Annotated in this window: 13 protein-coding genes and 1 other RNA gene; 5 read left to right on the top strand and 9 right to left on the bottom strand. The window is 41.1% G+C overall.

What is annotated here, in order from left to right; translation table 11 throughout:
• Positions 1-113: 113 nt before the first annotated feature.
• Entirely contained in the window at positions 114-377 is a 264-nt protein-coding gene (locus ERX37_RS02735; protein ID WP_133429104.1) for a hypothetical protein, read from the top strand.
• A 319-nt stretch (positions 378-696) separates the two neighbouring features.
• On the opposite strand, the gene ERX37_RS02730 is transcribed toward ERX37_RS02735, so the two are convergent.
• The 3 genes from ERX37_RS02730 to ERX37_RS02720 are packed head-to-tail and all read right to left on the bottom strand — an operon-like array spanning position 697 to position 5697.
• A complete protein-coding gene (locus tag ERX37_RS02730) occupies positions 697-1569 on the bottom strand; it encodes a 5'-3' exonuclease (protein ID WP_133429103.1) in 873 nt (290 codons plus the stop codon).
• Position 1570: 1 nt separating this feature from the next.
• Positions 1571-2335 carry a sulfurtransferase gene (locus ERX37_RS02725; protein WP_133429102.1) on the bottom strand — a complete coding sequence of 255 codons (765 nt, stop codon included), beginning with the start codon at positions 2333-2335 and terminating at the stop codon, positions 1571-1573.
• Positions 2336-2337: 2 nt separating this feature from the next.
• Positions 2338-5697: a dynamin family protein gene (locus tag ERX37_RS02720; protein ID WP_165981951.1), complete on the bottom strand. Its 3360-nt coding sequence runs from the start codon at positions 5695-5697 to the stop codon at positions 2338-2340.
• A 121-nt stretch (positions 5698-5818) separates the two neighbouring features.
• Here ERX37_RS02720 and ERX37_RS02715 point away from each other — a divergent pair, with 121 nt between their 5' ends.
• The 3 genes from ERX37_RS02715 to ERX37_RS02705 all read left to right on the top strand — a co-directional run bounded on the left by ERX37_RS02715 (position 5819) and on the right by ERX37_RS02705 (position 8213).
• A complete protein-coding gene (locus ERX37_RS02715; protein ID WP_229713153.1) occupies positions 5819-5989 on the top strand; it encodes a cytochrome c oxidase subunit 2A in 171 nt (56 codons plus the stop codon).
• 11 nt (positions 5990-6000) lie between these two features.
• Positions 6001-6480: a cupredoxin domain-containing protein gene (locus tag ERX37_RS02710; RefSeq protein ID WP_188352346.1), complete on the top strand. Its 480-nt coding sequence runs from the start codon at positions 6001-6003 to the stop codon at positions 6478-6480.
• 122 nt (positions 6481-6602) lie between these two features.
• A complete protein-coding gene (locus ERX37_RS02705) occupies positions 6603-8213 on the top strand; it encodes a b(o/a)3-type cytochrome-c oxidase subunit 1 (protein WP_229713169.1) in 1611 nt (536 codons plus the stop codon).
• 130 nt (positions 8214-8343) lie between these two features.
• Here ERX37_RS02705 and ERX37_RS02700 read toward each other — a convergent pair whose 3' ends face one another.
• The 6 genes from ERX37_RS02700 to ERX37_RS02675 form a co-directional block, all read right to left on the bottom strand.
• The gene (locus tag ERX37_RS02700; RefSeq protein ID WP_188352345.1) at positions 8344-9321 is read right to left on the bottom strand and encodes an LLM class flavin-dependent oxidoreductase; all 978 of its coding nucleotides are present in this window, start codon (positions 9319-9321) and stop codon (positions 8344-8346) included.
• The gene (locus ERX37_RS02695; RefSeq protein WP_133429099.1) at positions 9321-10439 is read right to left on the bottom strand and encodes a THUMP domain-containing class I SAM-dependent RNA methyltransferase; all 1119 of its coding nucleotides are present in this window, start codon (positions 10437-10439) and stop codon (positions 9321-9323) included. Before ERX37_RS02695 ends, ERX37_RS02700 begins: the two co-directional genes overlap by 1 nt.
• 129 nt (positions 10440-10568) lie before the next feature.
• Positions 10569-10936, bottom strand: an RNA gene (rnpB, locus tag ERX37_RS02690) — RNase P RNA component class B.
• 42 nt (positions 10937-10978) lie between these two features.
• On the bottom strand, positions 10979-11284 hold the full coding sequence (locus ERX37_RS02685) for a DivIVA domain-containing protein (RefSeq protein ID WP_133429098.1): 306 nt from the start codon (positions 11282-11284) through the stop codon (positions 10979-10981).
• A gap of 8 nt (positions 11285-11292) precedes the next feature.
• Positions 11293-11847, bottom strand: coding sequence for an SLOG family protein (locus tag ERX37_RS02680; RefSeq protein WP_133429097.1), 555 nt, complete (start codon positions 11845-11847; stop codon positions 11293-11295).
• Positions 11844-12170: a DUF1798 family protein gene (locus tag ERX37_RS02675; RefSeq protein ID WP_165981950.1), complete on the bottom strand. Its 327-nt coding sequence runs from the start codon at positions 12168-12170 to the stop codon at positions 11844-11846. The genes ERX37_RS02680 and ERX37_RS02675 overlap by 4 nt, the downstream gene beginning before the upstream one ends.
• A 77-nt stretch (positions 12171-12247) precedes the next feature.
• Between ERX37_RS02675 and recU the strand changes: the two genes are divergently transcribed.
• Entirely contained in the window at positions 12248-12856 is a 609-nt protein-coding gene (recU, locus tag ERX37_RS02670) for a Holliday junction resolvase RecU (protein WP_133429095.1), read from the top strand.
• Position 12857: the final 1 nt, after the last annotated feature.

Raw genomic sequence — 12857 nt, 5'->3', positions numbered from 1 at the left:
CAATTGAGCAACTATTAGTCTATTGTAAGATAAACAATTTGTTCATACTCTCTACTCTAAAAATGATTATGTTACAATATTTAGTAAATAACCAGAAAGACACAGGAGGAACTATGAGTATACCAGATATCTTACTTGGACTTGTCACGATTGTTACAACTATCTTTCTTATTTATTTCATCATAAAAAAATATGACTTCATCTATATCTTTTATACTTCATTTATTGCATCAACTATTCTCTTTTGTATCCGCTTCTTTATGATGGACTTCACAGCAGGTCGTGCTTTCCTGAAATCATTCAATCCTATTATTGTTTTGATTATCATCATTGCTATAGTTATTTTGACTCAAGATTTCGTTAAAAGGAGACAATAGAATGAAAATTCTTCAAATACTTGTTTATATAGTTCTTGTTTTAATGGTAGTTCTGTCAATAATCGGTCAAATTTCGTTAACAGATACGCCAACGCTGTTGTTTATGATTGTTTTAATCGTCATTAGCACAACTCTTATCATCAGACAAACTAATAGAGAGTGAAGACATCACTATATGTCTCCACTCTCTATTTTAATATATTGCAATTTAGAACATAATTTTAGATAAATAATATACCTTAGAAAAAATAAATACACCCACATAGTCGAATTCATTTCAACTTTGTGGGTGTATCAGTAATGGTGTTTTCCGTCATATCTACATTTTCATCAAATAGTTCTTCGCTACTTTCAGCTCATACATATCACATACTTCGCACATTTTCTCAGTATCCACAACGTATGGCATGCTATTTTTAATGTCCTCATAATTCAGTGGCACTTTTGTATGGATCGCTGCCAGTTTCAGGCTCATCATTAAATCATCATAATACGTTTCAATTTTAGTCTGCTGACCTTTTGGCAGTTCACTTTTGTGCTCTACTGCATTCGCTACTGTTCCGTACTGCTGGATGAGCTTGATAGCTGTCTTTTCACCGATGCCTTTGACACCTGGATAACCGTCTGCTGTGTCCCCCATAAAGGCTTTAACATCGACGAGCTGCTGTGGTTCTAGTCCATACTCTTCTTTAAAGCGAGCTTCTGTATAGATATTATATTCAGAGAAGCCTTTTTTAATGAGCCAGACATCGATTCTATCGTCCAATAGCTGCAGTAAGTCTTTATCACCGCTGACAATCTTGATATGATAATCACCTTCCAGCTGCTTGGCGATGGTGCCGATGACATCATCCGCCTCGTAGTTGCGTACACCGATATTATGGAATCCGAGTTCCTGTGATACTTGCTGCACATGCGCGAACTGGGGATTCATTTCTTCTGGCGGGGCGACGCGATGTGCTTTATATGCAGCTGATATTTCGTTCCGGAATGTAACGGCACCCATATCCCAGGCGATGATGACATGATCTGCTTCTGTATCTCTGGCAGCAGTTGCCACGTGTCTGATAAAGCCCTGCACGCCGTTCGTCGGTATGCCTTCACTGTTACGCATAAACTGCTGGTGCATCGCTGTTGCATAGTAATGACGGAATAACAGTGCCATACCGTCCACAATCAATAACTTCTCCATATTAACCTCTTTCTATTTCTTCCGGGTGGTGGAAGATCCACTCTGAATAACTGCCCGGATAGAGTTTCACCTTTTTACCTGCAGCTCTTAGTGCAGTATAAACGGATGTTGCTGATAGACCCGATCCACAGTAGACAATCGCTTCTTCAGTATCCGGCAGCTGATTGTCGAATACCTTCTCATATGGAAAATTGACTGCGCCTGGAATTCGACCAGGCTGTACATCTATCGGTTCTTCTTCACCTAAAAAGCGTTTATTGGCACGGGCATCGATAAGCGTCGCCGTGGTGTTTCTCACCTCATCACGACTAGCAATTAAACCATGATTGATGTGCGGTTCCTCAATACTTCTTAGTGCTTCCAGTTGCTCGATATCTTTCATAGTCATATCACCTGGACTTTTCGCAATCGTCATTTTATCGTATGACTGCTTCATAATCAAGCAAGGAATACCAAGTATGTCGCATAGAAAGAAAAAACGTGTTGCCATAAAGCCCTTATCTGTATCATAAGCGACAGGAATCGTATGCTGACTGTATTTTTCAATAAAGGACTTGAAAAGTGCCAAATTCGGTAAAGGATGACGCCCTTCTTCCGGTTTATTGTGCTCGTATAGCACTGGATAGCCCGGTACAAATATAGCGTGCTCAATATGATGCTTATTATACAGTGCCAGACTCGCCTCTATATCATCCATCACATTGCGGCAGTCAAATAGCTGATGCTTGCTGTAATCCAGTTCCTCTTCATCAATCCATACTTGCATATCTATCCCTCCATCACTTGTCTGATTTGATTAACCACGGTCTCGTCTAATACGTGCTGTTCTCGTTCTGCAATATCTTCCATCAACTGATCATTATACATCAGCCAGTCTGCCGCCAGTTCATTTTCACGCTTAGTCAGTTCTGCAGCGATAATCTGTCCAAACTGCTTCAGCTTGTCTTCTGCCCGTGACATCGATGCGCTATGAATGGTCTCATACAATGCATCAAGTGATTCTCTATTACTCAGATTTCTATTAGTCACCTTAATATTAAGAGGCTGCAGTCTAGCGTCTACGTACTGCTTACCGACTGGCAGCAGCTTTTTTTCTTCCAGCGTGACAATGAGCTGATGATTACTGAGTGTCTGTCTGATGACCGCTGTCTGATTGATCAGCGACTGATTGAAGGCATAATTCAGTCTCGGAATAATCATGGACCATTCCTCTTCCAGTTTATTAGACAGTTCACCGATATAACCTGCTAGGTTCACTTCTCGTTTATTGAAATAAACTTTAATAAGGTCATAAAGCTGAATGCGGAAGCGGTCCTTCATAAAAGTCAGCTGTTCGTTCAGCTCCTGCTCCGCCTTTTCCAGACTATAGTGAATCTGTGTCTCTTTAAAAGAAGGCGCTGCTTTGAGTTCATCATAATACTCACGCCTTGCCGCTTCTTCCTGCTTCGCTTCTTCAGCATGACTGATAATACGGTGCGCCTGTGCTTCAAGCTGCTTGACGCCATTTTCAAACTGCGTAATCTTCTGCTGGCGGCTATCTACTTCGGCAAAGTGTTGTATCGCCTCAAAGAATTCATTGAAGTGATGGTCTCTCTCTTCAAGTGCCTGCTTACTTGAGACACCGAAGAGCGCTGAATCAACATTCAGCTGACTGAGCTCTGAATCGAAGTAATCCCTGACCTGCTCGAGTTCCGCCGCGTTACGTGCCAGATCAATGGCATTGATGACATAGAACGTCTGACTGTCGGCACTTAATATTTGCAGATCATCCAAGTATTTAATAAACTGCTTATCGCTTTCAGTGAAGACATGATTGAAATAGGAAACGTAAATCAACAGATCGCTATCAGCAATAATCTCAGTGGTCTCATTCGTATGCCGCATATTCGTTGAACCGATACCAGGTGAGTCAATGATGACTTTGTCTCTCAGAAAATCAATCTCGTACTGCAGATAAATACGATCAACAAATGCAGAATGTGAATCAATCGCTGAATATTTCTCAATCTCATCATCCTGAATCTCTATTACACTGCCATCTGTCAGATAAGATTCATAATGCGCATAGTTTGTTGTCAGTGCCTCTATAAATTTCTTAAACTGATGATCTAGCTCCGGCTGCTGCCTGTCATACTGTCTCAGCCATGTGTTCACATCACCTGCTTCAATACCGACTGTACGACCGATTTTATTCAGTTCATTGACCAGCATCTGTACCGTTTTAAATTTAACAGCATGCGTACGGCCGTAACTGAGTTCTGTAATAGCAGCCGTCGTCGGATTAGGTGACGAGATTAAATACTGATTGCCAAGGAGCGCATTAATGAGTGAACTCTTACCCGCACTAAATGCACCGAAGACAACGATGCGTGTGATGTCATGCTGAATACGGTCTAACTGTTTATTGAGACGTGCAGTCACATCAGTGAAATAATCGATTTGACTGAATTTGTCCAGCTGTTTGATGGCTTCGTCAAGATGACTGTCCTGCCGTTCTACAGTTCGACTTTCTTTCTTCTTCGTTTCCTGCTCACTCTGGAATTCCAGTGCGACTTGCGTGCGGTCAATGAGCCGGTCAATGGATTCATCGACATGAATATAATAATGCTGATAATTTTTCGTTGTCAGTGATTCAATCAGCTCTGCAAGTGCATCATACTGTTCAAGTAACTGCGCAGAACCACTGGCCACTGGATTTAATTTAGACATATTTAGATTTTTTATGAACATTTCAATGTACGGATGGTTTTGTCTGACAACAGCCTGCTCAATATAATTCTTGACCTGCTCCGTATAATTCAGCACATAATCCTGCGTCACCATCGCCTGACTGTTCATCAGAGACAATAAATCATCAGCATGAAGTTCAAAAGTATAGTGTCTGACTTCATCCAGCCAGTCGCCTGCTGAATATTTCGCATGTTGATCATACAGTGAGCGAATATGGAAATTCACCTGTTTTTCAATAGAGTCATTTAAGTCATTCAGCACTAGATTCATCTGCTGACTGCGTAACTCCTGCCGCTTCTTATCCTTACCGAAGAAGCCGCTCACTTTGTAATCCGGTGAATAAACTTCAAGCAGTGTCTTGATTTCTTCACGAATCTCAAATGGGATGAGATACGCGTTCTTCAGAATATCTCTTATCGTCTTCAGAAAATATTGTTCCGTACTTTCTGCCGTCTGAAAAAGTGACTGTTCCTCAGATAAGGACTGCGTCTCAATAATCGCTGCACGCTCTGTTTCAATGGAGTCGTTATCCAGGTTCAAGTCATCCAATATGACCGCCTGCTTATCCTTCAAATAGTCAAGCTGCTGTGCCGTGATATACTGTGTGATTCTGTCAAAGAAAGCATCCCCACTTTCATTAACGATCTCACTATTGAAGAGCAATTCTTTCAGTTGTTCTACTTGATTAAGTTCATGCGGATAAATGGAAGTAAACAGCATATGCAGGAGTTTAATATCCCAAGTCTTCAGATTGTGGCGGATAGAAGCCTCGAATGCATTGATGGTGATTTCATTTTCGTCATGCTTATCAATCTGATTGACGATAAAGATGATTGGTACACCAAGAGCATTCAGTCGCTTCATCTCCTTGAAGTTCTTTTCAGATTCGACATGATTATATTCGACTGTATAGACGATCACATCACTCGTCAGCAAATATTTCATCGTGTTCTGCTCATGATTGCTGAACGCCGCATCAATGCCCGGCGTGTCCTGCAGCGTCAGACCGAGAGGAAGTTCTTGATTGATATGCTTGATTTCAACGGATTCAATCCGCTGATTCTGTGTATTGATTCTCTTTACTTCATCATAGTCAGAGGCAACTGCATACTCCTGGTTTTCAAGATTGACGATAATCTCCTCTTCATCTGCAATCGTGATCTGTGCTGAATTACTCGTCGTCGGCACGGGTGAGCTCGGTAAAATATCTTCTGATAACAGATAGTTAATCAGTGATGATTTACCTGATGAGAAATGACCGACAAAACTGATGATTTTTTTCTCTTCAAATACTTTCTTGATGACTTCATTAATCTGAGAAACAAGTAGCTGATTATCAGATTTCTCGACTTCTTTTTTTAATTTATACAATAAATCAATCTGTTCTTTTTTCTCCATATTAATCCCCTTTTTGTGAATAATATAACAAAATTTCATAACTGTGATATTTGTCACATTATTAATCTCTCTACTTTATTATTATAAAGAAAGAAAAGTTATTTAGAAAGGACGGATGGACATGGCTAAAGATAAAGATCAAATCCAGGCAGAACAAAAGGAACTGGCGCCAGAATATGATTCACATGATAGTCTTGATCTGCGCGGTACGATGATTTCTGTTTTATTTTTAGGTGCTGTTTTTGTAGCGCTATGGTTCGCAATCTTTATTTTATTTATTGAACGTATTTAGGAGGGGTTAAAGTGCATAAGTTAGAGAAAATATGGTTAGGGCTTGGAATGGCTTCACTTGTTTTATTCTTAGTTATTATTTTAGTACAGGCCATTCACTTAGGGCATGAGCCAGCAGCAAGTGGACGTGATTTTATTGATCCTGAACTTGTTGATAAGGACGAGGTCTTCAGTAAGCCTGGCCTTCACAAAGTGGAAGGTAAAGACTGGGATTATGAACTTGTTTTCGTTGTATCAGCTTTCAACTACAATCCAGGACAAGTGGAAATCCCTAAAGGGGCTAAAGTTAAAATTATCGCAACTTCAAAAGACGTCAATCACGGTTTTGAGATTGCACATACAAACGTGAATTTCATGGTTGTACCCGGACATATCAGTACATTTACAAAAACGTTCGATAAAAAAGGAGAATTCCTTTTACTCTGTAACGAATACTGTGGAATGGGCCACGCCGATATGAAATCAAATATTAAGGTGGTTGATAAGAAATGAGCGAAGTCATCTATAACAGCGAAACTGGTGTAAATCACCATCAGTACCGTAAACATAAGATTTTTGAAGTAAATGAAAAAGAAGAAAATAAAGTTATTGACCGTAAAGATGCAAAACTTGTGATGGCACATATGTATGTCGCTATTGTCTGTCTTATTATCGGAGGTCTTGCAGGTCTTGTTCAGACACTCGTTCGCTCCGGCACACTTAAATTGCCTGCTGGGATCGGTTACTATCAGATTCTGACTGTCCATGGAATCATCCTGGCACTCGTTCTGACAACATTCTTCATTATGGGCTTCCAGATTTCAGCTATATCTCGTACTACAGGTCCTCTGTCCGGATTATCCCGTCGTCTAGGCTGGATTGGTTTCTGGGTGATGCTAATTGGTACTGCGATGGCAGCTACTATGGTATTACTTAACAAAGCAACTGTATTATATACATTCTATGCTCCCCTGCAAGCACACGTTATCTTCTATATCGGTATGGCACTCGTCATTGTCGGTTCTTGGATTTCAGCTGCTGGTCAGATGATGGGTTACTTCCGCTGGAGAAAAGAACACCCAGGTCAGAAAACACCGCTCATCAGTTACATGGCAACCATCAATAACGTGATGTGGATTGTCTGTTCTATCGGTGTTGCACTGACAGTATTACTGCAGATGATTCCTTGGTCACTCGGTCTAGTTGACCGTATTGACGTGACGCTGAGCCGCACTTTATTCTGGTACTTCGGTCACGCACTTGTTTACTTCTGGTTATTACCTGCTTACATGTCATGGTATGCCGTTGTACCTAAGATTATCGGTACGAAAGCATTCTCTGATAATTTAGCACGTTTTGCATTTATGTTATTCCTTTTCTTCTCAATCCCTGTTGGTATCCACCACCAGTTAGTTGAGCCAGGTATCGATGTCACTTGGAAGTATGTTCAAGTTGTTCTCACATTCATGGTTGTCATTCCTTCATTAATGACAGCGTTCAGTTTATTCGCTACATTTGAAACTTATGGTCGTAAGACAGGTGCTAAAGGACTGCTAGGCTGGCTTAAGACATTACCTTGGAATGATGCCCGTTTCGTCTTACCTTTCATTGGTATGGCTGCATTCATCCCGGGTGGTGCAGGAGGTTTAGTCAACGCTTCAGCACAGATGGACCAAGTTGTCCATAATACAATCTGGATTACAGGTCACTTCCACTTAACAGTGGCAACAGCCGTTATCCTGACATTCTTCGGTACAATGTACTGGTTAATCCCACACTGTACAGGACGCGTATTAACGAAACAACTGAACAAATTAGCACTTATTCAAGGTTACATGTGGGCAATCGGTATGTCGATCATGTCTGGTGCGATGCACTTTATCGGCCTCTTCGGCGCACCACGTCGTTCAACATATTCTGAGTACGGTGGTTCTAAAGTTGCAGCAGAATGGATTCCATATCAAATCATTCAGGCAGTCGGCGGAACGATTCTATTCATCTCAATTATTTTAGTGGTCATCATCTTCATCCGTCTGGCATTCTTTGCACCGAAAGGTCATGAACCCTACCCTATCGCAACAGCGATGGATGAGCATCTGCCAACAACTAAACTCGTTGAAAACTGGAAATTCTTAATTATTGTAACGATTGCACTTATTTTAATCGCTTATACAATTCCAGTCAGCCAGATGTTCATTGATCCACCACCAGGCGCTAAAGGCTTTGGCGAAGGTAAACTCTGGTAATATCAAAACTCCCTGCCGGGAGTTTTTTTGTGCTTTTCCTTAGATGTTTATTTATTTTATAAATTATTATTAGTTTACATAATAAAATTATATTATTTTAGTATATAAAAAAATGAGATACACATGTATCTCATAACTGTTGAATCAGTTCATAACTCTTCTTTTTTACTTCAAAATCGTGGATATTACAGATCACCATGACCTCATCCACTTCCGGTAACTGCTCAAGCTCACGTCTCACTTTTTCCGGATCTCCGATAATGCAGCGTTTACGGTTCTCCTTGATGAGAGTTCTTTCTTTATCGGTGTAACTTTTTTTCTCAATCTCTTCGATAGACGGTACTGTCGTGTCACGACCATATGTGACATTCAGCAGCCAGTGGTCAAGCGTCTGTGCATGACGTTCTGCTTCACTTTCTGTCTCACAGCAGACGACAAACACACAGAGTATAGCGTGGGGCTTATCCATAGCAACAGACGGTGTGAAGTTGTCGTAATAGATGTCAAGCGACTGTTTCATATGCTTAGGATTAATAAAGGCACCGAAAACAAAGCCGATGCCGAGTTCAGCAGCACATCTTGCTCCGTTCTCTGTCAGCCCTAGAGTCCATACAGGTGGCTGATGACTGATTCTCGGTGCTGCCTTAACGGTGCGGAACTTATGATCATTCGGCAGTGTATTATGCATAAAACCGATTAAATCCTCGGTCATCCGGCTATAGTCGTTCAGCTTACTCTCTCCATCATCCGTTAAAGCTCGTCTAGTCAGTTCTGTCCCGCCTGGTGAATTACCGATACCGATATTAACACGGCCAGGGAACATCGCCTCCATCAGCTTCGCGTTCTCAGCGATTTTATAGGGACTATACTGCGGCAGCAAAATACCGCCTGAGCCTACTTCTATACGCTCTGTCGCACTGAGGAGACGTGTCATCATAATTTCCGGACTTGTACTGATCAGTCCTGTCGTATGATGATGTTCGGCGACCCAGTAACGGGTATAACCCAGTTGCTCAGTGAAATGCGCAAGCTCAAGTGCTTTTTCAATGGCCTGTTCAGGACGATCTCCTCGTGATAAGGGTATCTGGTCCAGTACACTGAACTTCATTATCTTTCGCCCCAGTACTGATAATACGTACATTCAAGATAACCATTGAAGAGTTTACGTCGTTTCGTCGCTTTCTTTCCGACCAGCACTTCAAACTCCTTATAGCTCGTCATAATGTAAAGTGACCATTTAGGATTCTCTTTAATGAGATCACCTAGATAGCTGTACATCGCCTCGACTTCTTTACGTTCACCGATCCGTTCACCGTAAGGCGGGTTACCAACAATAGCACCTTTTTCTGCCTGCAGTCTCAGATCATGGACATTCATCTGCTTAAACTTGATCAAGTCACCGAATCCCACTTCTGTTGCATTTTTTCTGGCGATTTCGATCATCTCCGGATCAATATCACTCGCTGTAATATCGATTTCCTTATCATATAAAGCTTCACTGTCTGCCTTAATTCGTTCCTCTTCGTACATATCTTCAGGAATAATATCCCATTCCTCGCTGGCAAATTCCCGATTGAAGCCAGGCGCAATATTCTGCGCGATCATCGCTGCTTCTATCGCAATTGTCCCTGAACCGCAGAACGGATCAACAAACGGTGTGTCACCATTCCAGTTGGACAGTCGCACGAGTGATGCAGCAAGCGTCTCTTTCATCGGTGCAGCACCTTGTGCGAGCCTGTAGCCACGTTTATGCAGCCCTGCCCCTGATGTATCAATCGTCAGTAGTACTTCGTCCTTTAATATAGCGACTTCCACTTTATATAGCGCACCACTTTCGTCGATCCAGCCTTTAATGTCATGTGCTTTTTTCAGTCGTTCTACGATGGCTTTTTTGACGATTGCCTGACAGTCCGGCACACTGAAAAGTTTTGATTTTAAACTTTTACCTGATACCGGGAATGAGCCTTTAGGTCCAATGACCTCCTCCCACGGTAATTCTTTCGTCTGTTCGAACAGCTGGTCAAATGTCGTCGCATAAAAACGACCGACTACAATCTTAACGCGGTCTGCTGTACGCAGCCATAGATTAGAACGCACGATGGCACGTGCATCCCCTTCATAAAGAATTCTGCCATTTTCTGTTTTTGTCTCATAGCCTAAATCATTAACTTCCTTTGCCACTACTGCTTCTAAGCCCATTGGGGATGTTGCTAATAATTGAAACATAAAAATCTCCTTTTATAAGTTTACATAATATCGTTATTTTAAATTAATAATCAAAAGTTATTCATCTTTATTTTAACATAGCCAATAAAAAAAGCCCTCCTTAACAGGAGGGCTGTACTAGAAAGATATCTCTGTAAGCCATGTTCTGTTCCTTAGTACTGCTGTCGAGTCTAGTCACTCTCGTACGCCGGTGATAATCATCTGTCTGTAGATTGCTCTACCTCTTCTATACGTTCATTTCCGCTAGAAAAGTGCTCCTACCAAATTTGGATTGCTCACTCGAGGGGTTTACCGCGTTCCACCTTCTCCGTTTCCGGACAAGCTACGTCACTGTGGCACTTTCAAACTACTGGAACCCTATCAGAGACTTAGGTTCGGTCGTTGCCGTCAAATTAATGCCCTGGCTTATGGTTTCACCAGGCACGATCACTACAGCCATCTCAGGCATGTGTGAGCATGGACTTTCCTCTATATTGCTATAGCGATTATCCGAGATATCTTTTGACCATTAGCATTATATCATAGTTTTTGAGATTCGACTACTTGCCGAACACTGCTTTTTCAAGGTTTGAAATACGTTTCAGCAGATCATAATTCTGAGATCCTGAATCTCCTCGTCCCGTTGCAACACGGATTCTAAGATCATCAATTTCCTTTTTCAGCTTTTTATTTTCATCTGTCAGTTTCAGCAGCTGGTTGTTCATATCTTCCATCTTCTGATAGTCAGAGATGATATCATCTAAAAACCCATCTACATCTTCAGGCTTGAAACCTCGGACCATTGTTCGCTCGAATTCTTTTTCGTAAATATCTTTTGCAGAGTATTTCAGTGTCATATCTTCCATGTCTTCACTTACCCTTCCCATTTTTCACTTTGATAGTCGTTGATAAATACTGATAAATCGTCCATTGAAATGATATCCATATTATAGTCATTACCCGCGCTAAAATCAATTAACTGTCGCTTAAAATACTTCGGACTTGCCTCCTGCTCCTCATCGTAAAACAGTAGAGTGCCTTCTGTATTATTCAGGACGAAATTCGTCGCTTCCCTGAACATATGCCCGCCCGCATATGGCTGCTGATAAACTGACGTCACAAAATCCGCCTGACTTTTAATCCGCTCATAGTACAGCTGGTTCTCTTCATTCCATTTTGATGTGTGCTCGAGAAAAGGTGTAATAATCGCAAGCTTCAGTGCATAATTTTTCTTCAGTCTGATTGCGACTTCACCTGCCCACAGCTCAGTACCGAGCATCCCTGATATAATGACCCATTCCAGTCCTTCTTCCGCATACTGTCTGAGTCTTTCCTGCAAATATAGTTTGATGAACTTCACTTCAGGCTGATTATTTTTGAATATATTGAGCTCATAAGGCTTATAACCGGTGACGTATATAGATTTCATAGCTTACGTTCTAGATAGTGCAGATCATGCTGGACTGCTTTCAGCTTATCGATGAAGACTTTCTTGCTCGTCTTCTCAAAAAAACATTCAACAGATAGCTCGCGAATATGAAGAATGAATAACTTCATCTTCAGTTCATTCATCAGTGGCAGTTTTAAAATCTCTGTTTTATGTGTCATCAGTTCTGAGAGATGGGCATCCACCTGTTCAGTAAACGGCTGAATATCAAGAACAAAATTAAATTCGCGGCCTGTTCTTGCAGCGTCATAATATGCTTCTATTTTTTTGATATCATCAATTAACGATTCAATATTATATCGCAATATACGGCACTTCCCTTCAAGAAATATGTTAAAATCTTTTATATGCTCATCATACTAAAAAAGCAGGAAGTTATGAAATGGTAAATTATCCGAATGGTAAAAAACATCCGTCTAAAGACTTAGTTACATCGACAGATAAAAAGCGTAAAATCAATTACGGTGGCAGAGGTATGATATTTGAGGAGTCTATTGATACTTCTAATCAGTATTACCGCTCGCATCGCATAGCCGTTATCCATAAGCGGCCGACCCCCGTTCAGATTGTCAAAGTCGACTATCCTAAGCGGAGTCAGGCGGTCATTAAAGAGGCCTATTTTAAAACCCCTTCGACCACAGACTATAATGGTATTTATAAAGGTCATTATCTTGATTTTGAAGCGAAAGAAACGCATAATAAAACAAGTTTTCCACTAAGCAATATTCATGAGCATCAGGTTGAACATATGAGAGCAGTCGAGGAGCAGCAGGGCTGCTGTTTTTTCCTGATTCACTTCTCGCTCTATAATGAAGTTTATTACTTGTCCTTTAAGCATCTGGAATTTTACTGGCAGCGCATGAAGCAAGGCGGCCGTAAATCGATTACATTAACAGAAATCCGAAACGATGGTATATTAATACCATATGGTTATAAGCCGAGACTTGATTATCTTAGTGCTTTAACGTTATCACATGAGAGTGAGGAATGAA

The sequence above is a fragment of the Macrococcus hajekii genome (genome assembly GCF_004359505.1).
Classification (GTDB): Bacteria; Bacillota; Bacilli; order Staphylococcales; family Staphylococcaceae; genus Macrococcus; species Macrococcus hajekii.
The sequence above is the reverse complement of the archived record's forward strand: the minus strand, read 5'-3'. Positions and strand labels throughout refer to the sequence as shown.